15 protein-coding genes and 2 pseudogenes are annotated in these 24,470 nt (G+C 52.7%); 5 read left to right on the plus strand and 12 right to left on the minus strand.

The window, feature by feature from the left end; all coding sequences use genetic code 11:
• Window positions 1–3: 3 nt before the first annotated feature.
• Entirely contained in the window at window positions 4–606 is a 603-nt protein-coding gene (locus ACUU1I_RS11155) for a helix-turn-helix transcriptional regulator (RefSeq protein WP_001167681.1), read from the minus strand.
• A 519-nt stretch (window positions 607–1,125) separates the two neighbouring features.
• On the opposite strand from ACUU1I_RS11155, the gene ACUU1I_RS11160 reads away from it, so the two are divergent.
• From ACUU1I_RS11160 to ACUU1I_RS11170, 3 genes are all read left to right on the plus strand, one after another.
• Entirely contained in the window at window positions 1,126–2,025 is a 900-nt protein-coding gene (locus tag ACUU1I_RS11160) for a LysR family transcriptional regulator (RefSeq protein WP_000357791.1), read from the plus strand.
• A gap of 48 nt (window positions 2,026–2,073) precedes the next feature.
• Window positions 2,074–3,087 carry an inner membrane protein YhjD gene (yhjD, locus tag ACUU1I_RS11165; protein ID WP_000191257.1) on the plus strand — a complete coding sequence of 338 codons (1,014 nt, stop codon included), beginning with the start codon at window positions 2,074–2,076 and terminating at the stop codon, window positions 3,085–3,087.
• Between the two features lie 410 nt (window positions 3,088–3,497).
• Window positions 3,498–4,820, plus strand: a complete 1,323-nt coding sequence (locus ACUU1I_RS11170) for an MFS transporter (protein WP_001149006.1) — start codon at window positions 3,498–3,500, stop codon at window positions 4,818–4,820.
• A 181-nt stretch (window positions 4,821–5,001) separates the two neighbouring features.
• Here ACUU1I_RS11170 and ACUU1I_RS11175 read toward each other — a convergent pair whose 3' ends face one another.
• Both ACUU1I_RS11175 and pdeH read right to left on the minus strand, forming a co-directional pair.
• Window positions 5,002–7,062 (minus strand): AsmA family protein, encoded by a 2,061-nt coding sequence (locus ACUU1I_RS11175; protein WP_005071948.1) that lies wholly within the window; start codon window positions 7,060–7,062, stop codon window positions 5,002–5,004.
• A gap of 69 nt (window positions 7,063–7,131) precedes the next feature.
• Window positions 7,132–7,899 carry a cyclic-guanylate-specific phosphodiesterase gene (gene pdeH, locus ACUU1I_RS11180; RefSeq protein WP_005106017.1) on the minus strand — a complete coding sequence of 256 codons (768 nt, stop codon included), beginning with the start codon at window positions 7,897–7,899 and terminating at the stop codon, window positions 7,132–7,134.
• 231 nt (window positions 7,900–8,130) lie between these two features.
• Here pdeH and kdgK point away from each other — a divergent pair, with 231 nt between their 5' ends.
• Entirely contained in the window at window positions 8,131–9,060 is a 930-nt protein-coding gene (gene kdgK, locus ACUU1I_RS11185) for a 2-dehydro-3-deoxygluconokinase (RefSeq protein WP_005071943.1), read from the plus strand.
• Between the two features lie 95 nt (window positions 9,061–9,155).
• Here the strand turns inward: kdgK and ACUU1I_RS11190 are convergent, their stop codons facing one another.
• The 9 genes and pseudogenes from ACUU1I_RS11190 to bcsR form a co-directional block, all read right to left on the minus strand.
• A complete protein-coding gene (locus ACUU1I_RS11190) occupies window positions 9,156–10,652 on the minus strand; it encodes a M16 family metallopeptidase (RefSeq protein WP_001161570.1) in 1,497 nt (498 codons plus the stop codon).
• Between the two features lie 220 nt (window positions 10,653–10,872).
• Window positions 10,873–12,159: a C4-dicarboxylate transporter DctC gene (gene dctA, locus ACUU1I_RS11195; protein WP_000858218.1), complete on the minus strand. Its 1,287-nt coding sequence runs from the start codon at window positions 12,157–12,159 to the stop codon at window positions 10,873–10,875.
• A gap of 183 nt (window positions 12,160–12,342) precedes the next feature.
• Window positions 12,343–14,331, minus strand: coding sequence for a biofilm formation regulator HmsP (gene hmsP / locus ACUU1I_RS11200; RefSeq protein ID WP_001266306.1), 1,989 nt, complete (start codon window positions 14,329–14,331; stop codon window positions 12,343–12,345).
• Window positions 14,332–14,412: 81 nt separating this feature from the next.
• Window positions 14,413–16,104: pseudogene (gene bcsC, locus ACUU1I_RS11205) on the minus strand (cellulose synthase complex outer membrane protein BcsC).
• Between the two features lie 619 nt (window positions 16,105–16,723).
• Window positions 16,724–17,830 carry a cellulose synthase complex periplasmic endoglucanase BcsZ gene (bcsZ, locus tag ACUU1I_RS11210; RefSeq protein ID WP_005052370.1) on the minus strand — a complete coding sequence of 369 codons (1,107 nt, stop codon included), beginning with the start codon at window positions 17,828–17,830 and terminating at the stop codon, window positions 16,724–16,726.
• 6 nt (window positions 17,831–17,836) lie between these two features.
• A complete protein-coding gene (bcsB, locus tag ACUU1I_RS11215) occupies window positions 17,837–20,176 on the minus strand; it encodes a cellulose biosynthesis cyclic di-GMP-binding regulatory protein BcsB (RefSeq protein ID WP_024260669.1) in 2,340 nt (779 codons plus the stop codon).
• A gap of 10 nt (window positions 20,177–20,186) precedes the next feature.
• Window positions 20,187–22,800: pseudogene (bcsA, locus tag ACUU1I_RS11220) on the minus strand (UDP-forming cellulose synthase catalytic subunit).
• On the minus strand, window positions 22,797–23,507 hold the full coding sequence (gene bcsQ / locus ACUU1I_RS11225) for a cellulose biosynthesis protein BcsQ (RefSeq protein ID WP_000279534.1): 711 nt from the start codon (window positions 23,505–23,507) through the stop codon (window positions 22,797–22,799). The pseudogene bcsA and the gene bcsQ overlap by 4 nt, the downstream one beginning before the upstream one ends.
• Window positions 23,508–23,518: 11 nt before the next feature.
• On the minus strand, window positions 23,519–23,707 hold the full coding sequence (gene bcsR / locus ACUU1I_RS11230) for a cellulose biosynthesis protein BcsR (protein ID WP_001063318.1): 189 nt from the start codon (window positions 23,705–23,707) through the stop codon (window positions 23,519–23,521).
• Between the two features lie 272 nt (window positions 23,708–23,979).
• Here bcsR and ACUU1I_RS11235 point away from each other — a divergent pair.
• A partial coding sequence (locus tag ACUU1I_RS11235) for a BcsE family c-di-GMP-binding protein (RefSeq protein ID WP_449144838.1) occupies window positions 23,980–24,470 on the plus strand: 491 nt, incomplete at its 3' end.

Consider the following 24,470-nt stretch of genomic DNA (forward strand, 5'->3'; position numbering starts at 1 on the left):
ACTTCAGGAGGAGATATTTAACATCATTGCCGCCTGGGTGCGATTTTTCACTTCCAGACGGCGATACAGGGATTCCAGATGCGCTTTTACCGTTCCGGTACTGATATTCAGCGCTCTGCCGATCTCCTTATTTGATTCGCCCGCTGCTAACATGGTTAAAATCTCCCGCTGGCGGGCGCTTAACGATTTGAGATCTTTAATGTCCTTTTCCGGCGTCGTCCGCCAGTCTCCAGGCAGAAACATCATCCCCATCGCCGCACTATTTACCGCCAACGCAAATGTCTCGACGGTTGAATCGCGAGGCACAATGGCCAGCACATTAAAATGGATAACTTCCTGTAACCACCGTTTATTGCAATCCGTCGCCGTGATTAACACCTTAACCTCAGGAAACTGCACCACGGTTTTTTGCAGCAACCAGTAGCAAAACTCACCATCCTGATCGCCATCGAGCATAACTAAGGCTTCAGGGTAACTTTCCAGCTTTTGCCATAACTCGTCTGCCTGACTGACCCCCTGAATACTCACTCCTGGAATACGCTGCTGTAAACTGATTTTCATTCCATGAATAAATATTGACTGCCTGTCAAACATGACTATTTGCATAACTGAATCTCCACCTGAATACGTTAAAAAGACTTAAGTAGTGGAAGGGTATTACCCGCGAGAAAAAATAAGAATTCGCCATTTGGCGGTGGCCATTCTACAGAGATGACGCGTAGAAAATAGTTACCGATATAAATAGTTACAGCTAAACGCCTGAAATTACATGTCGAGGGCACTATTTAAAACAATTTTGAGGATTTCCTTATATTGGTGGTTAGTACGCATGCAATTAAAAATGAAATTCCGCGACTACAAGCCAAAATAACAAATGGCAATGAGACAAAAATAAGCACAAATAGCCAATACGTCCTCTATTCACTTTAAAGGGAATCACTGAAAAATACGCTCTGTTTAAGGGGATTCACCTTTCTCATAAAGCTATTCCGCCCTTTTCCTGCTGAGAAATCGCCACATTCGTCATGACAACATTGTGAAACCCGGCATTAGATGTTAGAAAAAACAATAAACAATGCGATATGCGCGTTACTGTTTCGCTGTGAACAACAATCGGTCAAAGAAATGGATAAAATTCACGCAATGCAGTTGTTCATCAAAGTCGCGGAGCTGGAAAGTTTTTCCCGCGCGGCGGATTTCTTTGCTTTGCCAAAGGGAAGTGTTTCGCGCCAGATACAGGCACTGGAACATCAACTTGGCACCCAGCTTCTCCAGCGCACTACGCGACGGGTCAAACTCACGCCAGAAGGCATGACCTATTATCAACGGGCAAAAGATGTGTTGAGTAATCTCAGCGAACTGGACGGTCTGTTTCAACAGGATGCCACCAGTATCAGCGGTAAATTACGCATCGACATCCCGTCAGGAATCGCGAAAAACCTGTTACTGCCGCGTCTGTCGGAATTTCTCTATCAGCATCCGGGAATTGAGCTGGAACTGAGTAGCCATAACCGTCCGGTAGATATTCTTCATGATGGTTTTGATTGCGTGATACGCACTGGCGCGTTACCGGAAGATGGCGTTATCGCCCGTCCCCTCGGCAAACTAACCATGGTCAACTGTGCCAGTCCGCACTATCTGACGCGCTTTGGTTATCCGCAAAGCCCCGATGATCTGACTTCACACGCAATAGTGCGTTATACACCGCACCTGGGTGTACATCCGTTAGGTTTTGAGGTTGCCAGCGTTAATGGCGTCCAGTGGTTTAAGTCTGGCGGCATGTTGACGGTAAACAGTAGCGAAAACTATCTCGCCGCCGGTCTTGCCGGTCTGGGGATTATTCAGATCCCGCGCATTGCCGTGCGCGAAGCCCTGCGTGCCGGGCGGCTTATTGAAGTGTTGCCAGGCTACCGTGCCGAGCCGCTCTCCCTTTCGCTGGTTTACCCGCAGCGTCGGGAGCTTTCCCGGCGTGTAAACCTGTTTATGCAGTGGCTGGCTGGCGTAATGAAAGAGCACCTGGACTGACCGACTATACTTTTTAAGAATGACCACGACAGAAGGACAAAAGAGCGGATGACGCAGGAAAACGAGATCAAACGTCCCACCCAGGATCTGGAGCACGAGCCGATTAAGCAGTTGGATAATAGCGAGAAAGGCGGCAAAGTTAGCCAGGCGCTGGAAACCGTCACCACCACTGCCGAAAAAGTCCAACGCCAACCGGTTATTGCGCACCTTATTCGCGCGACAGAACGCTTTAACGATCGGCTGGGTAACCAGTTTGGTGCGGCTATCACCTATTTCTCATTTTTGTCGATGATCCCGATTTTGATGGTGTCGTTTGCCGCAGGGGGCTTTGTGCTGGCCTCCCATCCGATGTTGCTACAGGATATCTTCGACAAAATTCTGCAAAACATCAGCGATCCGACACTAGCCGCCACGTTGAAAAACACCATCAACACCGCCGTTCAGCAGCGTACGACTGTAGGGCTTGTCGGCCTGGCGGTGGCACTTTATTCCGGCATCAACTGGATGGGTAACCTGCGTGAAGCGATTCGTGCCCAGTCGCGCGATGTCTGGGAACGCTCGCCGCAAGATCAGGAGAAGTTCTGGGTAAAATATCTGCGTGATTTTATTTCACTGATTGGTTTGTTGATTGCGCTGATTGTGACGCTTTCGATCACCTCGGTTGCCGGTTCGGCGCAGCAAATGATTATTAGCGCCCTGCACCTGAACAGCATTGAGTGGCTGAAACCGACGTGGCGATTGATTGGCCTGGCGATTTCCATCTTCGCCAACTATCTGCTTTTCTTCTGGATCTTCTGGCGGTTGCCGCGCCACCGTCCGCGCAAAAAAGCCCTGATTCGCGGAACATTTCTGGCTGCTATTGGTTTTGAAGTGATTAAAATCGTGATGACCTACACCCTGCCATCGCTGATGAAATCCCCCTCTGGCGCAGCATTTGGTTCCGTGCTGGGGCTGATGGCATTTTTCTACTTCTTCGCCCGTTTGACGCTGTTTTGCGCGGCGTGGATTGCCACCGCCGAATATAAAGACGACCCGCGAATGCCAGGGAAAACGCAGCCTTAAAATAGGCCGGATGCGGCGTAAACGCCTTATCCGGCATACGATTTTATTCGGCCTGGCTCCCCGTAGGCCGGATAAGATGCGCCAGCATCGCATCCGGCTATAATGCGCACATAACCTCTTGAAACTCTTCCCCAGAGCCTCTTCAGCCATCTATTTGGGAGCAAACAATTTCACTCCAACTCATAACCCCAGCATATAAATCCAGTTGGTAACTTTTATTTAACCTGAAACCAGTTTTATCCACTATTTATAAAATTATGTGAAGCATTTCATAGAAGAAAAATCACTGGCCTAAACATTATCCCCTTTTTGCCTGGTTTTTGACCATTTCCGCGATTTGTTACACATTGAAATATCACTTTTGCTGTGCGTAATATGGCTATTCGTTAGCCAAAAAATAAGAAAAGATTATGCAAGCAACAGCCACAACACTCGACCACGAACAAGAATACACGCCGATCAACTCGCGTAATAAAGTCCTTGTCGCCTCTCTCATTGGCACGGCCATTGAGTTCTTCGACTTTTACATTTACGCCACTGCGGCCGTTATTGTGTTTCCGCATATCTTCTTCCCGCAGGGCGATCCAACGGCAGCAACGCTACAGTCGCTCGCCACCTTCGCCATCGCCTTCGTCGCGCGCCCCATTGGCTCTGCCGTTTTTGGTCATTTTGGCGATCGCGTTGGGCGTAAAGCGACGCTGGTCGCCTCGTTGCTAACGATGGGGATTTCGACCGTGGTGATTGGTCTGCTGCCGGGCTATGCCACGATTGGTATTTTCGCCCCACTGCTGCTGGCGCTGGCTCGATTTGGTCAGGGTCTGGGCTTAGGCGGTGAATGGGGCGGCGCGGCGCTGCTGGCGACTGAAAACGCCCCACCGCGCAAACGTGCACTGTATGGCTCCTTCCCACAGCTAGGCGCACCGATTGGCTTCTTCTTTGCCAACGGCACTTTCTTGCTGCTTTCCTGGCTACTGACCGATGAGCAGTTTATGAGCTGGGGCTGGCGTGTGCCATTTATCTTCTCGGCGGTGCTGGTCATTATCGGCCTGTATGTTCGCGTGTCGCTGCATGAGTCGCCGGTGTTTGAGAAAGTCGCTAAAGCGAAAAAACAGGTGAAGATCCCGCTGGGTACGCTGCTGACCAAACATGTTCGCGTAACCGTACTGGGTACGTTCATTATGCTGGCAACCTATACGCTGTTTTACATCATGACGGTCTACTCTATGACCTTCAGTACCGCCGCCGCGCCAGTTGGGCTTGGCCTGCCGCGTAACGAAGTGTTGTGGATGCTGATGATGGCAGTTATTGGTTTTGGCGTGATGGTGCCAGTCGCCGGATTACTGGCTGATGCCTTTGGTCGCCGTAAAAGCATGGTGATCATCACCACGCTGATCATCCTGTTCGCGCTGTTCGCCTTTAACCCGCTGCTCGGTTCTGGCAACCCGATTCTGGTTTTTGCCTTCCTGCTGCTGGGGTTAAGTCTGATGGGGCTGACCTTCGGGCCGATGGGTGCGCTGTTACCAGAGCTGTTTCCGACAGAAGTGCGTTACACCGGAGCATCGTTCTCTTACAACGTATCGTCGATTCTCGGGGCTTCCGTTGCGCCGTATATCGCAGCTTGGTTGCAGGCTAACTACGGGTTAGGTGCGGTGGGGTTATATCTGGCGGCGATGGCTGGCTTGACGTTAATCGCCCTGCTGCTGACCCATGAGACGCGACATCAGTCGTTGTAATAAGTGTGAAAAGCCTGATGCGCTACGCTTATCAGGACTGAATTTCCATACAATATATTGAATTCACAAGGATTTGTAGGCCGGATAAGGCGTTCACGCCGCATCCGGCATGAACAAAGCACACTTTGCCAAAAATCTAAATCTGTTTAATTGCCGGATGTCAGACATCCGGCAATTATCATCACTTCTTCATCTGCGACAATATCGTCCGACACTGATTAGCCTCCCCTTCGGAAGGTGAGATCAGTGCCAGTAACGCCGCCGCCGGTGTTACCAGCGTTGCCAGTGCCGCAGCAACAGCACCACGGGCAATCAGCGGTCCGGCTTTCACCCCAGCCTGCGGATTTTTAAACGTCCCACGCACATACAGCGGCGAACGCAGTGTGATAATCCGAATCCCTTTACTCTCCGGATCAATAGTCAAATCCAGCTGTTCCGAAGCAAAACTTGCCGTGCCGGTAACATTAATCAACGCGTTCTCAGTATCGAAAGCAAAAATCTGCGGGCGCGCCACGCCGTTGGCAATATGCAGATTCGCCGCCGCGCAGTTCACCCGCACCTCATCGTCACCAAATATCGCACCGACAATGTAGTTGCCGACATTCAGCCCAACAATCTCCATCAGGTTGCGGCTCACCAGCCCGTCATTCATCAACAGTTTCAGGTTGCCGTTACTGTTGCCTAAAAGCGCCGCCACCGAGTTACCGCTACCGCGTAGTTCCGCGTCACCGTTCATTTCCCCCAGCGTCTTCTGCATCAGTTCCACATCGGGCATCAGTTCTTTCAGTTTCAGTCGACGAGCCTGAATATCTGCCCGCCCCTGCATCGGCTTTTTATCGCCTTCCAGATGAATATTCGCCGCAATGCTGCCGCCCGCCATGCCAAATTTCAGCGGTTGCAGGCGCAGGTCAGCATTTTTGAGGATGATATGAGTAGAAAGATCGCTAATCGGCAGGCTACTGCCATGCTCAATGCGCCGCCCTTTGAAGCGAACATCGGCATCCATAACGTCCCATTTATCGGTTTCGAAGCGGTCATAAGGCAGCACTTTGCCCGCAGGCTGAACGCTTTTTTCGCCCTTCTTCTGTTCAGACCGTTTCGACTTTTCTGCCCCTTTCCCGGAATCAACGCCAATCAACGGTCCCAGGTCCGCCAGCCGCAATTGCCGCGACTCGACATCACCTTCCAGTTTTGGTCGTGGCTTTCCGGTGGTGTAGACCAGAGAACCGTGGATATCGCTATCGCCAATTCGCCCATTAAAACCGCGATAATCAAAGACCGACGATTTTTCAGTGTCGATTTTCGCTACCAGCCGACCATCCGTTTCAAACGGCGGGGTATCGGGCAGCAGAACGCCCGTCAGTTCATAGAGATCACCCAGTGAATCGCCAGAAAATTTAAGCCGTAAATCGACACCGCCCATCTTCATTGGGTCATTCACGACGCCATCAAAAGCAACACGGGTATTACCTGAACGGAAATCAGCCTGTACCGGAAACGGCGTCCCTTCGCCACGCAGCGCCAGCATACCGCCTATTTTTCCCGTACCCGTGAGCGGTTCACCGTTATAACGTCCCTGCGCCTTCAGGCCAAAAATGTAATCGCCCACCTTTTCTTTATCCGCTTTACCTTTCGATCCAGTAACTTCGCTGAATGGCAGCGGCTTGCCTAACGGATCAACAAAAATTTCCAGATCCGCTTTGCTTACTTTGTCATCAATGGCGATCCGCCCTTGATCGAAAAGAATATTATCCAGCCGAAACGACCATGCCGACGGCTTTGCATTCGCGTCTTTGTTGTCATCGTTGGCAAGATTAAACGTCCAGTTATTGTTCTTTTCAGAGAGGCGAATCAGGCGCGCGTCGGGCTTTTCGAGCTTGATCCACGGCAGCCAGACCGTTTTGGTCAGCAGCGCCAGCGGTGCCAGCGTTGCCTCTACTCGCGGCAAATGCACCATCGTGACTTCGGGAATATCCGGTGGATTACCAAGAATGATGTCTTCTGCATGTACATGAGGCCACGGCACCCAGCTGCGCCAGCCAGTTTCTTGTTTTTGCCGCTCCCACACCACGCCCAGATCGCCACGGATAGCGAACGGACGATTCAACTCCGCAGAGACTTTCTGGTTGATGGTCGGTTTGAGTCGATTCCAGTCAAAAGTTGCAATCAAAATGATCGCCACGACAATCAACAACAAGAAAACCCCTGAAATCGCAGCGGTTATTTTGCCTGCCTTGCTCATCGTTCGCTTCCTCATATTCTTCCTGTGCCAGTCCTAAAGATAGTCCAGCCCGGCGGAAAATGAGGCAGCTTATAGCGCCAGAACCGCCGTATTCAGCGTTTCCATCGGTGCCGGGCGTGAAAGAAACCAGCCTTGTGCGGCGAATGCGGGCGAGTTCTGAACATCACGCCACTCTTCCGGTGTTTCTACGCCCTCGACAATCACCCCGCGACAATAGCGATTCATTAGATGTAAAAGCTGAGAAAAGAGTGTGCGGCCTTCCGGCGACTGACGCAGCATCACAAACAGTTCTCGCGCGATTTTGATGTAGTCATAACGCACTTCACTTAGTGCAGAGAAATTTGCCATCCCGGTACCAAAATCATCCAGCCACAGCGGGCCAAATTCACACATCGAGGCAAAGGTTGAATCTTTCGGCAGACGGATATGCTCCACCAGTTCGAAACGCAGCCAGGGAAGACGCTCAATCTGGCGCAGGATTTTTGGTTGCTGACGCAGGGCGATGAGCGTAGGGCCATCAATATTGACCGATGCCAGCAGGCCGTGCTCTACAAAGAAGTCGGCTTTTTGCGCCAGCAAATCAATCTGCTCTTTCACAACCTCCATCCGATGGCTGACGGTGATTTCAGTAAAATAGCGATCCGGCGGCAGGCGTTGCGAAGGGTTCAAGGGATGCGTGACCACCGTTAATAGCTCCACGGCCATTAACCGCCCGCATGTTTGATAGATCGGCTGCCAGGTGTAAGCACGCTCACACTGCAACCAAAAACGCCGTTCCTGCAAGCTCTCGATGCTTGCTTCAGGGTTGCTTATTCGCTGGATAACCTGCCTTATCATCAAAGATGTCCTGTGTTTAAAAGTGATGCTGCCCGGACTCGACAAAGATTATCGGCGCGTAAGGGCAGAACTTTACCGCCTGGCCGGGGTAAATTTCCTCACTCCACAACGGAATCTTTCAGGAATACGTTCTGGCTCAAAAAAATAATGGAACACTGTTTTAATATGGTTGACCAGCAAACCACCACAGCGCAAACTAACGCTAATTTTTTACAGATCAGGTTCACGACTATGTCCAAAAAGATTGCCGTGATTGGCGAATGCATGATTGAGCTTTCCGAGAAAGACGCGGACGTTAAGCGCGGTTTCGGCGGCGATACCCTGAACACTTCCGTCTATATCGCCCGTCAGGTCGATCCTGCGGCATTAACCGTTCATTACGTAACGGCGCTGGGAACGGACAGTTTTAGCCAGCAGATGCTGGACGCCTGGCACGGCGAGAACGTTGATACTTCCCTGACCCAACGGATGGAAAACCGTCTTCCGGGCCTTTACTACATTGAAACCGACAGCACCGGCGAACGTACGTTCTACTACTGGCGTAACGAAGCCGCCGCCAAATTCTGGCTGGCGAGCGAGCAGTCTGCGGCGATTTGCGAAGAGCTGGCGAATTTCGATTATCTCTACCTGAGCGGGATTAGCCTGGCGATCTTAAGCCCGACCAGCCGCGAAAAGCTGCTTTCCCTGCTGCGCGAATGCCGCGCCAAAGGCGGAAAAGTGATTTTCGACAATAACTATCGTCCGCGCCTGTGGGCCAGCAAAGAAGAGACACAGCAGGTGTACCAGCAAATGCTGGAATGCACGGATATCGCCTTCCTGACGCTGGACGACGAAGACGCGCTGTGGGGTCAACAGCCGGTGGAAGACGTCATTGCGCGCACCCATAACGCGGGCGTGAAAGAAGTGGTGGTGAAACGCGGGGCGGATTCTTGCCTGGTGTCCATTGCTGGTGAAGCGTTAGTTGATGTTCCGGCGGTGAAACTGCCGAAAGAAAAAGTGATCGATACCACCGCAGCTGGCGACTCTTTCAGCGCCGGTTATCTGGCGGTACGTTTGACGGGCGGCAGTGCGGAAAACGCGGCGAAACGCGGGCACCTGACCGCAAGTACCGTTATTCAGTATCGCGGCGCGATTATCCCGCGTGAGGCGATGCCAGCGTAAACGCAGCATATGCAAAAGGCTGGATAAAGTGTTACCCCTCTATCCAGCTCATCCATAAATACCTGATGGTTGTGCTAACTCATCACCATCAGGCATTACTGTGCAGGTGGAATATCCGTCACTTCAGGATGTACGTCATCCGTGGCGACAGAGGTGGTCGCAGCGGCGGTAGATGGGGCCATGATTTGATCCCAGGCCGCCTGCAACGCTTTCATGTTAAATTCCGGCTCGCCTTTCGGCTGCAGCAGTATTAACGCCATATCATTCGACAACTGCTGACGCAGATCCTGATTTAACATCTCCACAGTCAGGCTGTTAAGGAAATCCTGCCGCAGTTTCTGATACTGCTCCGGCGCGATATCGACGACCTGATTTTGCAACGAACGCATCCGCTGGCCCATCAGAATATCGGTATCAGCCCGTGCATAGGCGGCAAACAGTTTCTGCAGCTCCAGTTTCTTTTGCGCCACTAACGCATTGAACTCTTCTTCCGGCAGACCTTTATCGCGAACCTTCGCCAGTTCACGCGCCACCAGATTAAGGTTGCTGTTCAGCTTGTCGTTTGGTGATTCGATGTTGATGGCACACTGCGCACGCAGATACAGCACACGGCAGTCAAATCCAAGACCGATGTCTTTGCTGTCACTGGCGCTTAACGCTTGCTGAACATGCCAGAACAGCGCCTCGCGGGCCAGGTCCGCACGCCAGTAGCGCAGCAGTGCGGCTGATTCACGAATCGGCTGCCACGGCGTATCCCACATGATAGATAACCGGTCCTGACGCACCGCGTCAGTCATAATACTCACCGCTTCCGCACGCAGCGGAGAAAGCGTCGGCACCGGAGCTGGCGTTTCACGTTTGCCTTTCAGTTCGCCAAACGTTTTGTTGATTTGGTCGACAACCGAGCGCGCATCCACGTTTCCCACCACCAGTAGCGTCATTGCATCCGGGGTGTACCATTTCTGATAGAAATCTTTAATTTTTTCCGCTTCAACGGGTTGTTTCAGCGGATCGGCAGGATCGTGACCTAACAAGGTTGACCCTTTCAGACGATAGCGCCACCAGCCCTCTTTAGTATCGGCAGGCCAGGTTGCCACCATGTCCTGACTTTGCAGCGCGTGGTTGATGGTTTCTGGTGTGATGGTCAATTTGCCAGTGGCATTTGCCAGATAAGAGAGCGCTTCTTTCAGCAAATCGTTACGGTTATTGGGCAAACTCAGATTAAACAGCGTGGTGTCATAAGAGACAATTACCGGCGGCATCGGGCGTTTAGGGTCGATCCCCTGCTGCCACAATGAACGCGCCTGTGCTGCGTCAAGGCCACCGCTTTGCGTTAGCGCAATACGAGGGATGGCGTGACTGTAACCGCTCTGTTGTGTACTTTCGGCGAGCGAACCGGTATTAACCAGCAGGCGAATTTCAACACGATCGCTGGGACGCTGGGGGGTGGTCAGCACTTGCCACTGTAAACCGTTGGAAAGCGTCCCCTGTTGCCATGCTGGATCAGGCTGGAGCGCATCTGCCTGCACATAGCCAGCAGTGGCCATCATCAGCAAACCGCCCGCTAAAAGTCGAATTTTTATGCCCTGCATGTGAACCCCTGATCAACTATCCTGGTAATAAAAAAACTGCCCGTTGTCGGTCAGTCTAAATGACGTTAAAAACACTTCGTGTTAGACCGCAAGAACATGAAAATGTCACGGAAGAAGTGAAATAAACCTGAACTCACCCAGGTGGTAAGTTCAGGCACAGGGGTCAATTATGCGCAAACACCCGCACTCGGGGAAGGGAGTGCGGGCATAAGTGGTGAGATTAAGAGGATAATTCGTGCGTTTTGCCATCCGGCGCACGATTATTCAGCACATCGTCCAGTTTTTTGTGGTCCAGTTCTTTCACCCACTTAGCAACGACAATGGTCGCTACGCCGTTACCGACCAGGTTAGTTAGCGCACGAGCTTCTGACATAAAGCGGTCGATACCGAGGATCAGCGCCAGACCCGCTACCGGCAAATGGCCCACCGCAGAAAGCGTCGCCGCCAGCACGATAAAGCCACTACCCGTTACCCCTGCCGCCCCTTTAGAAGAAAGCAGCAACACGATTAACAGCGTGATTTGGTGGACGATATCCATCTGACTGTTAGTGGCCTGGGCGATAAACACCGCCGCCATTGTCAGGTATATCGATGTGCCATCAAGGTTAAACGAGTAGCCTGTCGGGATGACCAGCCCCACCACCGATTTACGGCAGCCGAGTTTCTCCATCTTGTCGAGCATACGCGGCAGCGCCGACTCGGAAGATGAAGTCCCCAGTACAATCAGCAGTTCTTCACGGATGTAGCGGATAAATTTGAAGATACTGAAACCAGTCGCTTTAGCGATTGAACCCAATACCAGCACCACAAACAGGATACAGGTAATGTAGAAACAGATAATCAGCTGCCCCAGTTGCACCAGTGTGCCGACGCCGTATTTACCGATGGTAAACGCCATTGCCCCGAACGCACCAATAGGTGCCAGACGCATGATCATATTGATGATGCCGAAGATGACCTGCGAGAAACTTTCGATCACGTTAAAAATCAGTTGGCCTTTGCTGCCCAGACGGTGGAGCGCAAAACCAAACAGTACGGCAAACAGCAGCACCTGCAGAATGTTACCGCTGGAAAATGCGCCAATGACGCTCGCCGGGATGACATCCATAATGAAGGCGACAATGCCCTGGTCTTTCGCCTGATCGGCGTAAACCGCTACCGCTTTCGCATCAAGCGTTGCCGGATCGACGTTCATTCCGGCACCAGGCTGCACGACGTTAACGATGATAAGACCAATAATCAGCGCGATGGTACTGACAATTTCAAAGTAAAGCAGTGCGACTGCGCCGGTACGACCGACCGCCTTCATGCTTTCCATGCCCGCAATGCCCGTTACGACGGTACAAAAGATGACAGGAGCGATGATCATCTTAATGAGCTTAACGAAGCCGTCGCCAAGCGGTTTCATTTGCTCGCCTATTTCAGGATAGAAATGGCCAAGGAGAATACCAATGGCTATCGCTGTCAGGACCTGAAAGTAAAGGCTTTTAAACAGAGAGGTTTTCATAGGGTGTCCTTTAGTAAAACCACAGGTCTTGTAAGGTTATGGGGGTACCTGCGGCCTTAAAATAACACCCAGACAACATCACAGAAATGTACCTGGATCATAATTGAAACAAAAAGGTTAAAAAGTTTGAGCTGGCTCGCACAAACCAGCACTTTTTAAAGTTTTGTAATCAGTTTGGGGTAGCTACTTTTCTTCCAGGTAACTCTCTTCGAAGATTTCAATAGGGAGTGGGCGAGCAAAAAGGAAGCCCTGGGCAATACCAACGCCCGCTTTTGCCAGCCAGTCTCGTTGTGCTTCAGTCTCCACGCCTTCGGCAATCATTTGTAAGTTCAGGCTCTGCGCCAGCATGATAATTGCAGCAATCATGCTGCTATCTTCCGGCAAGCCTTCAACAAACATTTTGTCGATTTTCAGTACGTCGATTGGCAACGATTTCATATGCTGCAGCTGACGCAGCCCTGCGTAGCCCATGCCGAAATCATCCAGCGCCACCCGAACTCCGGCATTGCGCAGCGGACGGAGGATTGCCACCGCAGCATGAGGGTCGTCAATACGTCGGCTTTCTGTCACTTCCAGAATCAGTGTTCCCGGCTGAATGCGATAGCGGGTTAACAGTTCCAGCATATCCGCCACCATATTCGGGTGCATCAGTTGCAGCGCAGAGAGGTTTACCGACAAGGGCAGCATAATGCCGCGCTCTTGCCAGGCTGCAAGCAATCGACAGGACTCTTCCAGCACCCAGTGACCGACGGTAACCATCAGCCCACAGCACTCAATGCGATCGATTAAGCCATCCGGCAGGTCCCAACTGCCATCCGGTTGCTGGATACGCAGTAACACTTCCGCACTGACCAGTTTACCGCTGGTCATCTCGACCTGTGGCTGTAACCAAATTGCAAACTGATGATTTTCCAGTGCATTAAGGATATCGCTCTCTTCCGTCAACCGCTTCTGGGCTGCTTCCATCTGCTGCGGATCAAAGAACTGAATCTGATTCTTGCCTTTATGGCGAGCGGTAAATGCCGCAGAAATAGCGCGACTGTAAAGCTGTTCGGCGGTGAGATCGCCGTAGAACATCGCCACGCCAATGCTACAGTGCGGACGGAGTTGAATACGTTCAATCGGCAGGCGCTCGCTCATGATAGTGAGTACTTGCTGACCCAAAGTGATTGCGTGCCACGGTTCCTGTACACCGTTGGCAATGACAGCAAAGTCATAACCGCTAATCTGCGCGAGGATCATACGTGGCGACAGTACCGATTTGAGTTTTTCCACCAGCGTCAGCAGCAGAATTTCTCGTTGCGCCTCTTTCAGCACGCCCGCAGTATCACGCAGGGTTTCACAGGTGATGATCATCAGCGCGGTGGTTTGTTTACGCGCGACAACCTGCTCCAGCATCTCCATCAGCAAGGCTTTGTTCGGCAAATCCGACACCGGGAAGCGCATCGCATTTTCGTTCTGTTCTTCATAATGGCGCTGCAGCAATTGCTGGTTGAGGTTGTAACTGCGCACCAACATACCGATTTCATCGTCCTGATGCAGACGCGGTAATGCCAGTTGGTGACCAACAAGCTCCTGGGCTGGGATGGCGTTAAGTTCGCGAGCAATATTGCGTAACGGATGCAAAATCAGGCGGTTAATGCACCAGCTGATGGCGACGGTCAGGATAAGCGACAAAAGTAAGTAAATGGTCACTAACGTTGAGAGAGTGCTCATCACGAACTTATACATACGGAAGGAATCCGCCTGTAGCACCAGATAGGCTATTGGCTGCGGATTTGCCGGACGTTCGAGCGAGTAGACGCCCAGCGAGATTTGAACCGGTAGCTCAAACAGGCGAGTAACCATTACCGGCACCGGACGCTCTGGAATAAAACTTTTACGCAGCGCCTGGAACTGGTTAGGCAGCACTACATCGGCACGGCTGACCACGCCTGCCGGTTTAATGCTGGCAAGAATAGCTTCCGCTTCGGGAATATCGCCTTTCAAAATAGCTGAAGATAAGGGTTCGCGGACAGAGCGAGCAATGCTTTCCAGTTGCGTAGCCGTGTTATAGCGATTCTGCTGGACCAGATGGAACAGCAAAACGGTGCAAAAAATAAAAACGAACACCAGGACAACGGCTGCCACCATTGCCATCTGCTTGATTGTTAACGAGCGACTTACGCGCAAATTGTCTCCCCCCGGAAATCCCAGATTGCCGCCCGAGTATACCCGATCGCAGCGGCATTAAGAGAGGCGCTATCTGAAAACTTACCAGTCGGCGTAAGGTATCAGCGGCTGCGGCGGTAAATCCATGTCACCCTGCCATCCGGCGGCGGAATAACGTACGTAGAGCAGGAAATGGCTGGGTGCGTAATCTTTCGCCTGCTGGATATCAATTGCCGTGCCAACAAACCAGTTGGAAGTAACACGTCGTTCAAGTAATGCCCGCGCCGTGTAGCCGAAGCCCTGACTGCTGCCGCCATCGTTGGATTGCCGCGCAGCTTCTTCCTGCCAGTCGGTCGGGATCAGATTCATCAGCGGATAACGCGGCATGGTTTTGGTGCGTGAATGCGACCACGAGCCAGACGCCCCCAGCTCCCACGACCAGTTTTCCGTGCGCTCCCGCCACATCACCGGTATGGCAAACGACAGGTATTCCTGCGGACTGTAGTAACCGCCCTGACCGAGTGAGTAGCCACTCAGATCTTTGTCGTAATGCCAGATCATGTTGTTCAGGCCGATTGTGACGCGGCGATTGTTCTGGTTAATGACCTTATAGTAATAGCCCGTCATCCAGCGCACGCGCCAGTTATCTTCGACATTTTTACCGGTTAACTGGTCGCCACTAAGCGATGCCCAGACGCCGTTTACTTCACCTTTATCGTAGCTCAGACTTAGCCCCACACCGTCGGCACGTACGCCACCCCATTTTTTCCCGGTATTGCTCGGGGAGTCTTTTTGCCCACCAAAGGCCAGCAAAGAACTGGAGATGGGCCGACGGTGGGCGTTAACGGTGTAACCCAGCGGCCCGATATCATCGCTGTAACTGATGCCGCCGACCACATCCACCACGTTGAAGCCCATCGGCGTGGTACCGATATCCCAGCTCCAAACGTCATTTCGCCAGCCGACCGCCACGCTGGCACCGGAATCCGACTGGCTGCGGTTGCCGCTACAGTCCTGTAATGTACAGGTGCCCCAGTTGTCATCCCATTTGCCATCGGCATTAGTGGAGAAACTGCCGACGTTCATATTGACGAAATCACTGCGAAAGAACATCCGCCCGTCAGAATACGGCGCATCCACCTGCAACATGGTAGTGTGCGCTTTCAGATCGGAGTAACCACCGGTGCCGCTCGAACCCCAGTAATCGTGCTCAAGGGTGACGTTAAGATCCTGCTGGCGATAGAGGTCCGCCGCATCGCTGCGCACGCCGCGTTTCAGCCAGTCATCTTTCTCGTCGTTACGGGTCAGTCGGGTAAAGGTGTCGTTATCCTGCGGACGCGTCGTAGTCACACCGGATGCGACCATGGCGTCTTTGTAGGTTTCCAGCGCCTGCTTTGGATCGCCCGCCTGCGCTTCAAACTTCGCACCGTCGCGCAGCACCATCGCGCTTTCCATCGACGGTGGCTGAGATTTTGCCTGCGGGATCAACTTATTAAACGTCTGCTGCGCCGCTGCGGTATCTCCAAGCTGCGCCTGTGCCAGCGCCACGCGCCGCTGAGTGTTCAGCGAGGTGTTATCGGTGGCAGGCAGTTTCGCCAGCTGGCTACGTGCCGCCGCTTTGTCACCGGCAGCAATATCCACTTCCGTCAGACCAAGAATGGCATCGGCGTTAGTTGGCTCCCGCGTCAGGACATTCTGATATGCAGTGCGGGCGGCGGTGTAATCACGTCGTTGTTACGCCCAGTCAGCCAGCGTGAGGTCAATACGCGTGGAAGGTGGTTGCTGACGCAGCATCGCTTCCGCTTCAGCCTCTTTGCCGCTTTCTCGCAGGCGATTAGCGGTTTCCAGCACCTGATCGCTTTGCAGTCGATTAACCAGCTCCTGAATATTGCTGTTCCACTGCGCGCGCGGCAGGCTGTTGATATGCGCCAGCGCCGCTCTGTCCTGGTTGTGACCTGAGAGGTACAGCCCGTAAGCGTAAACCTGCTCCGGGTTGTTCGGCTTCTGCTGCGCCAGATTGCGCATTAACGTATCGGCCTGGCTGCGTTGTCCGGCCTGCCAGAGATCCTGCGAAAGTCGGTAAGTAATCCATACGCTGCCGGGGTCCAGCGCCAGTCGTTGCCGCTGAAGTGCTGCCGCCTGCGCCCATTTGCCCTGGTTTTCCAGTACCTCTGCCTGCTGTGCCAGACGGTCGTTTTGCAGGCTGCGTTCGATATCATCAATGCTGCGCCGCTGGCTGGCAGAGAGCGAGGCGATAAACGCTTCAGCTTTTTCTGGCGACTGCTGGCGGTAAATATTCGCCAGCCCGCGCACGGCATTAGTGTTGCCGCTGTCCATCCGCAGGGTCTGCTGATGGTTGGTGCTGCCTCGACCATCGGCATGACGGCCAGACCGAGGGAAAGCGTGAATATGTTTAGTGTGAATTTGCGCATTCCTGGCCCCAGTCAGGTAATAACTCACCTTTTGTCGAGAAGCGGAAACGGTGTTGATCCCAGCCTTGTCCAAACAGGGTCAGCACATAGTTGTAATAGGTATCGCTGCCGGGAAAGTTATCGGCCACGCGCTGGCGCTGAACTGCCTGCGCATCGCGGTTTTGTAAAAAAGGCAGCATGGCGGCAGAAAAACCGACCGGTCCTTTACCCTGCGCTTTCCCCGTAGCCACATCCACTTTTTCCGGCGGATAACCGTTTTTCTCAGTGAATGTCGCCATCGGTTTAAACCGGTTGAGCATCCGCGCTTTTTGCGGATCGCTGTCAGGCATCATGCCTACCCACATGTAAACGCGGATAGCGTCGTAGCTGCTGATCAATGTTTTTTCGGCTTTTAGCTGCCAGCCTTTGTCTTTCTCATAGCGCACCCAGTCTGGCGAAAAGCCTTTCGGGGCGGTTTCCAGCAATAAATGTTGATTGGTTTCGCGCAGCGTGGTCCACGGCGCGCCAAAGCGGGTGAAATACTGCGCCAGCGTCGGCGGCATGTAGCTGGGGTTAAAACGCCAGCTGTTATCCTCAGCAAAACCCACTTTGCCCGGTAACAACATGGAACCCAGCCCAGGCACCGTCACCACTTCCTCCCGCGCGATACGTTTTAGCAACGCGCTGCCGATGTCGGTATAACGCTGCTCTTTCCACAAACGCCCCGCCTCCAGCAACGACCAGGCCATCCAGACATCACCATCGGAGGCCGAATTGCTGTCCAGCACTTCCCACTTACTGTTCTCTTTCTTGCCCCACAGCCAGGCGGGCAAACGTTCTTTTAAAGAACCCTGAGCGAGATTGTTCTGCGTCCAGTCGAGAATATTATCGAAAGCTGCACGGTCGTTAGCCGCCAGGGCAAAGAACATACCGTAACTTTGCCCTTCGGAGGTGGTGATTTTGCGCGCGTCGCTGGGGTCGATGACGCGCCCTTCCTGACTGATGTAATCCTTTTTAAACTGCTCCCAGGCAGGCCAGGTACAGGCTGCCTGAACACTAAAGGCAGCCAACAACAGCATCGTCACGATTCCACTACGCAACACATTCATCTTCAATTACTCGTTATCCGGGTTAAGACGACGACGACTAATAATTCGCAGCAGACGCCACAGTACCCATGCCAGCAATATCACACTGATAGCCGCCAGCACCGCCAGCAGAATCGGATGGTTTGCCAGCGCATACCACAAGCGCTCGAACCACGGCAGATGACCTACGTAATAAACGTCGCCAACACGTAGGCTGTTGATACCGTACTCGCGGATCACCGCGACCGAACCGAACATGGTGGCGCGTTTGCCGCTATCGTTCACCGCATCGTTAAGCATTTCATAACCGCGTGGGCTATCTGCCAACAGCGCAATCACGCTGCGCTGGTCGTTATACGGCGACTGGAAGCCAATCACCGCCGCCATCGCACCGGAAGAGGTCAGCGTTGACTGGGTTTCTGCCGCGCGATCGCTCTCGTCCGGCACAATGCCGGGGAACGGGGTCTGGCGCATCGGTGTTTTCACCCAGCTTTCGGTCGCCTGCACCAATAGGTCGATCTGCTTATCGTCTTTCAGTTTGTCCGGGATACCACCGATGATCATGATGTCGGCATCTTTGCCCTGAATGGTGCTGCCATCATCGGTCACCGTCAGATTAATCGCCGGGAAGCCCGTCTGTGCGCCGATAAAACCAACAGTATTCAGCAACGTTTCCATCTGTGCTTCGTTAGGCGCTTTCGGCATCACGGTGATGGTTTGCGACAGATCCGCCATCCGGCTGAATGGGAAGCCCGCGTTAGCAAAGGCGCGTAGATCCGGCATCGGAATGAAGTGGTAATACTTCGAGAAGTCGATGGTGGAATCGTCACCAATCACCACATGATTCTGCACCGGCTGGAAGGTAATACAGTTATCTACCGAACCGCCTGGCATCGGGTTCATATACTCAAAGTCGAAGCGCAGCTGGTTGGTCGCGCCCAGTTTCAGCGCCGGAATAGAGACATCTGTTTTGCCATCCAGCAAACCTTGTAATACCGGAATACGCAGCAGCAGACGGTTCGCCTCCTGTTTGCTGCTCAGGTTGAAGGATTGCAGGAACTGGTTATTCAGGCTGATATCCATCCGCGAACTGTCTTTCACCGGCGGCATGGTGTAGCGGTAATTAATATCCATATCAATGCCGGTACTGCGCATCAGGTAGAGATCCGGCGGCAGGTTTAGCGAAACGTTAATCGCTGCTGGCTCAAGGCCGCTGGATTGTAACTGTTCTTCATAGGTTTTCAGTTCGCCAAATGTGACCGGACGATCGGTACGTACCCAGTTCGGCGCATCGTACGGCTTACGCGGTAGCAGCGGTTTCACTTCATTCACTACCACGCTTTCACCACGGAACAGAATGTTACCCTGAGCGATACCTTTCGCTGCCTGCAACAGGTCTTTGTCGTCACGACCAAACACCACCAGCAGTTTGACGTAAGGATTCTGCGGATGGTTAATCATCTCAATCACCGGGGCTTTTACCGCCGGATGATCGCGCAGGAAGTCCGGCCGTTTGTCGTTGGTTGCAAAGACAATGGCATTGCGATCCGGCAATTGGTTATAGAGCACCGGGAAGTTCTGCCCACGCCAGCCAGAACGCGAACCAAACCACGAGGCGACAATGGCAGATGCTTGTTGCAGCCCAACATCCGGCGCACCCGCAAAGACCATCGGCAAGGTGTTAGTACGGTTATCGCGCGGGTCAAAGAATGGCACCGGGAAGTGTGACAGGTCATTCTTCACATTCAGGGTCTGATAGGTCAGATCCAGTCCACTGCTCCGCCCAACATCCAGCCAAAGCGTGGTGCTGGCCGGGTTTTCGCACACGTCCTGATAATGGCCGACAAACTCCAGCCGCACACGGTTGAAGTCGGTAATAAACAGTGGATTAATGGGCATTTGCGCCAGCGTTTTTTTACCCAACTGTTCTTTGGTCACTGGCAGCACGCCCATCAGCTCATCATTGAGATAAACCTTTAACTGCGACTGGACAGGCAGTAACGATGGCGATGGCGTGTATTCGAGGTTGAGCATCGCCTTCGTCACCACTTCATCGCTGCGCATACCAAACTCAATGCTGCCGTTCGGGTTAATACCACGTAGCACCATGCTGCCCGGCGGCGGCGCGATTTGCGCAAAGGTCAGCTTCACATCACGCGAAGGACCGTTCTGCGCCACGATGGGGGCATCAGCTCCCTGCTCGCCTGACATCACTTGCCCCACCTGCGGATTTTGTTCCGTCTGGGCGGCTACAGCTGGCTCAGCATTGATCAGTGGTTGCGTTGCTGGCGTCGCCTGCGTCATGAAAGAGGGGAACGCACTCATCCCCATAGCCACTGCACAAATCCAGAATAGTTTTCTTTTCATCGCGTTATCATCATTGTTGAGCCAAAGCCTGATCCGATGGTTGTGCCGTTTCGCTCCGCTCCGGGCGGCGCGGAATAAACGATACAACCCAGGAAACCAGAGAAGTCAGCACACGGAATATGCCCTTCACCGAAGAAGGCGCAAACTCCGCCAGATGGCGGTAGCCACGGAAGCCGAGCTTCAGAATATCCAGCAGACTTTCCAGCGGCTTATCTTCCGGGTAGCTGTCCTGCCAGAGCGCCCATGTATCCGCACGGGCAAACGTACACTGCACAAAATCGATATGTTGCTGGGTGGTGAGCGGCATTAATTTCAGCCCAACTTCATTACCCATCACGCGCGCCACCTGGGTCGGGAAGACGTATTCCTGCTGACCGCGTTTAAGCAACAGATTCACTTTCTGCCCTTCCAGAATCTGCGCCTGACCGTTGATCTTGATCCCCAAACCACCGTCGGAGAAATCCTGAACGGTACACGAGAAGAGGTGACCATCTTCGCGGGCAATTGCCGCGGGCATCGTCATCTCCACGCGGTGCGATCGGCGTACCTGTTTGCTTTCTACCGATACCGCAACTGCGCCGCCAAGAACAATCAGGTTGTAGAACACCCACACCATACTGACGACCACGGTGAGCATCTCGGTTGGCGGGCCATAGAAGTAGCGCCAGATGCCTACCGCAACGCCCACCAGGTTGAGTAGAACAAGGAAGATGTAGGGCCGCGAGATCACCCAGTCGACGTACTCTTCTTCCACCAGTCCACCTTTGGCGGTGACGTTAAATTTGCCTTTGTGCGGGTTAATCAGCGCCACCAGCGTCGGTGGTGCGATATACCACGCCAGCACCGTTTCGTAGATTTCACTCCAGAAAGAGTGGCGATATTTGCCCTGGATCTTCGAGTTGGTCAGGCTGGCATGGATCATATGCGGCAGCACGAATAGGGCGATCATCAACGCTGGCGCATAGATGATGTAGGCATGAAGCAGCAGGAACGCCAGCGGCGCAGTCAGGAAGATCAGCCGTGGAATGCCCGACAAGAAGTGGAACATGGCGTTGACGTAGCACAGCCGCTGAGCAAACTTCAGTCCTTTACCGGTGAGCGGGTTATCGAGACGGAAGATTTGTACCATCCCGCGCGCCCAGCGAATACGCTGACCGATATGCGCCGACAGACTTTCGGTCGCCAGCCCCGCCGCCTGCGGAATACGCATATACACGGAGGTATAGCCACGACGGTGCAAACGCAGAGAAGTATGCGCATCTTCAGTCACGGTTTCGACAGCAATGCCGCCAATTTCATCCAGCGGCTTACGACGAATCACCGCACAGGAACCGCAGAAGAAAGTGGCGTCCCACATATCGTTGCCATCCTGCACCAGACCATAGAACAGCGTGCCTTCGTTCGGCGTTTTACGAAAACGTCCCAGGTTGCGTTCAAACGGGTCCGGCGAGAAGAAGTGGTGTGGAGTCTGCATCATCGCCAGCTGTTTCTCTTTCAGGAACCAGCCCATGGTCATTTGCAGGAACGATCGCGTTGGTACGTGGTCGCAGTCGAAAATCGACACGAACTCGCCTTTGGCATATTTCAGCGCATTGTTGATGTTGCCCGCTTTCGCATGTTCATGAGTGGTGCGGGCGATATATTTCACCCCCACGTTTTGCGCAAACTGGCGAAACTCTTCCCTGCCGCCGTCATCGAGGATCCAGATGTTCAGTTTGTCTTTCGGCCAGTCGATACCCAGCGAGGCGTAAATGGTATTTTTCACCACATTGAGATCTTCGTTGTAAGTCGGGACAAAGATATCCACTGACGGCCACAGCGACATATCCTTCGGCAATGGCACCGGCTGACGATTCAGCGGCCATACTACCTGGAAGTAGCCGAGCACCAGCACAATCCACGCGTACGTTTCAGCGAAGAGCAGAATAAGCCCGCACACCAGGCTGACCGGATCGTCCCAGTTCAGCGTAGAGGTGTAACGCCACCAGATATAACGGCAAGAAACGGTCAGCGACAGCACAATCAACATTAGCGCCGAGAAGCGCCCCGGCATCCGCCGTACGATCAGCGCTACCCCCCACAGCAGCATCAGGAAGATAAACTGCGCCAGCGGGTTAAACGGCTGAGTAACGCAGATTAACGCCAGAATCAGCGAGAAGGTGACGATGATACCGAGGATCAACCGCCGCGCCCCGGCACTCAAATGACCGAGCTCTTTTTTTTCATCCAGATGCTGTGTTTTATGGCTAACGCGCTCAGGCAGCTCGTTCATCCATTGATGGTAACGTCCACGAATATTTTGCAGACCTGAAAATGCCCGCTGCGCGGTTTCGGCGTTTCTTTGCGCGATGCACCGATCAATAACCAGCATGTTTGAATGAGATAACGGACCGGGTCCAGCGGACGCGGACGCGAGGCGTTGGCGTATACAGGTTTTTATGTTCTGCGCGAATACGTTGCCAGCGCGGGTGCTCCAGCGGAATAAAAATCCAGGCCAGGATCATCCAGAAACAGCCGAGCGTCGCGCTGAAAGCCGACGCACCGTGACGACGATAATCGCGATAACGCCCGATAAGCCGCGCGTTGACCGGCGGGATAAGCAACCACCGGGTCAGGATACTCATGATGCACTCCCGACTGGCGTTTTCAGCCCGGAGTAGTTCAACAGGCACCAGTTCGCCAGCGTCAGTATCTCTTCAGCCGCCAGGCATTCAGCCATCGCTTCATCACGATGAATGAGCATCGGCAGTAATCGGCGCTGGCTTTGCAACCAAAGCTGGTAAATATCGTCCTGAACCTGACTGCCAATACGGAAGTCATTAATCAAAATATGTGCGCCATCCGGCAGCGCTTGCTGATGCAGTCGGATATGGCAGTTGGCATCCACATTGACGATTGCCAGCGAGTGCTCGCACAAACTCAGCAGCTGGTGGGTTATCTGCGAGGCATCACGCGGTAAGTCGATTAAAATCCACTGGTAACGCCCGCTGGCTTTTAGTTGCTGTAAGCCGGAGCAAATATCGCTCAGCCGGGTTTGCCAGTGCTGTGGATTTTCTTGTTCTTCAATGGATAACTGACCAAAAGGCAGCAAATCGAGCTGCGAGGTGTAGCGCAACCCAGCGTCACGCCAGTCCTGGCCATCCAGCATCGCTCTGGCCCAGCCCTGACGGTGGGTAAAATCAACATTAAATGACAGGCGCAACAAGTTGTCCGGGCAGGCATCGACCACTAGGACATTTTCTCCCAACATTTGTAATGACCAGGCTAATGCGGCGGTGATGGTTGTTGTCCCCACGCCTCCCCGCACCCCCTGCAATCCCAGTACGGCCATTCACCAATCCCCTACTTTTGTTGCGCAAACTCTGCCAGCAACGGCCAGCGTTTTAATGCCGCGGCCAACTGTTCGCGTTGGGAAATATCGGCATAATCAATATCAGGCAGTGAAAATGCCTGCTTTAACGCCACAATATCATTCTGGAAGATATAGCCTATCGCGGGATCAGGCAGAGTATCTGGTTCATTGTTATTCATTTTGCTTGATCCCTATGAAATAACCGTACCATTCATGATACAATTCTAACCGTGAGCATTTCGCCGGTTTATTGTTTACGGCGAGACGGGAATTTGCTCACTTTTTGACTTTCCGTTACGCAACAGAAAAAGTTAAAAACGAAAAGACTAAAATCACACGTCTTGTGACCTTCTAAATTGATTCACATGCTAAATCTGATAAGTTTTAATTTCAATGGTAGGTTTATTTCTTAGCTTTCGCTAGTAAACTGATAATCAGACAAAATGGTGACATGAGGGACATTGTGGACCCTGTATTCTCTATCGGTATCTCATCATTATGGGATGAGCTGCGACATATGCCAGCAGGCGGCGTCTGGTGGTTTAACGTCGATCGCCATGAAGATGCTATCAGTCTGGCGAATCAAACAATTGCATCCCAGGCTGAAACCGCACACGTCGCGGTCATTAGCATGGACAGCGATCCGGCGAAAATCTTTCAATTAGATGATTCTCAAGGGCCGGAAAAAATAAAATTATTTTCAATGCTAAATCATGAAAAAGGTCTATACTATTTGGCCCGTGATTTGCAGTGTTCTATTGATCCCCATAATTACCTTTTTATTCTTGTTTGCGCAAATAACGCATGGCAAAACATTCCTGCCGAGCGGCTTCGCTCATGGTTGGATAAAATGAATAAATGGAGCAGGTTAAACCATTGTTCGCTTTTGGTAATTAATCCCGGAAATAATAACGATAAACAATTTTCATTGTTGCTTGAGGA

It is taken from the genome of Shigella sp. SIG3, assembly GCF_053555855.1.

Coding starts and splice junctions, on each gene's coding strand:
- ACUU1I_RS11155 (WP_001167681.1), bottom strand. CDS start 606: ATGCAAATAGTCATGTTTGACAGGCAGTCAATATTTATTCATGGAATG.
- ACUU1I_RS11160 (WP_000357791.1), top strand. CDS start 1,126: ATGGATAAAATTCACGCAATGCAGTTGTTCATCAAAGTCGCGGAGCTG.
- yhjD (WP_000191257.1), top strand. CDS start 2,074: ATGACGCAGGAAAACGAGATCAAACGTCCCACCCAGGATCTGGAGCAC.
- ACUU1I_RS11170 (WP_001149006.1), top strand. CDS start 3,498: ATGCAAGCAACAGCCACAACACTCGACCACGAACAAGAATACACGCCG.
- ACUU1I_RS11175 (WP_005071948.1), bottom strand. CDS start 7,062: ATGAGCAAGGCAGGCAAAATAACCGCTGCGATTTCAGGGGTTTTCTTG.
- pdeH (WP_005106017.1), bottom strand. CDS start 7,899: ATGATAAGGCAGGTTATCCAGCGAATAAGCAACCCTGAAGCAAGCATC.
- kdgK (WP_005071943.1), top strand. CDS start 8,131: ATGTCCAAAAAGATTGCCGTGATTGGCGAATGCATGATTGAGCTTTCC.
- ACUU1I_RS11190 (WP_001161570.1), bottom strand. CDS start 10,652: ATGCAGGGCATAAAAATTCGACTTTTAGCGGGCGGTTTGCTGATGATG.
- dctA (WP_000858218.1), bottom strand. CDS start 12,159: ATGAAAACCTCTCTGTTTAAAAGCCTTTACTTTCAGGTCCTGACAGCG.
- bcsZ (WP_005052370.1), bottom strand. CDS start 17,830: ATGAATGTGTTGCGTAGTGGAATCGTGACGATGCTGTTGTTGGCTGCC.
- bcsB (WP_024260669.1), bottom strand. CDS start 20,176: ATGAAAAGAAAACTATTCTGGATTTGTGCAGTGGCTATGGGGATGAGT.
- bcsQ (WP_000279534.1), bottom strand. CDS start 23,507: ATGGCCGTACTGGGATTGCAGGGGGTGCGGGGAGGCGTGGGGACAACA.
- bcsR (WP_001063318.1), bottom strand. CDS start 23,707: ATGAATAACAATGAACCAGATACTCTGCCTGATCCCGCGATAGGCTAT.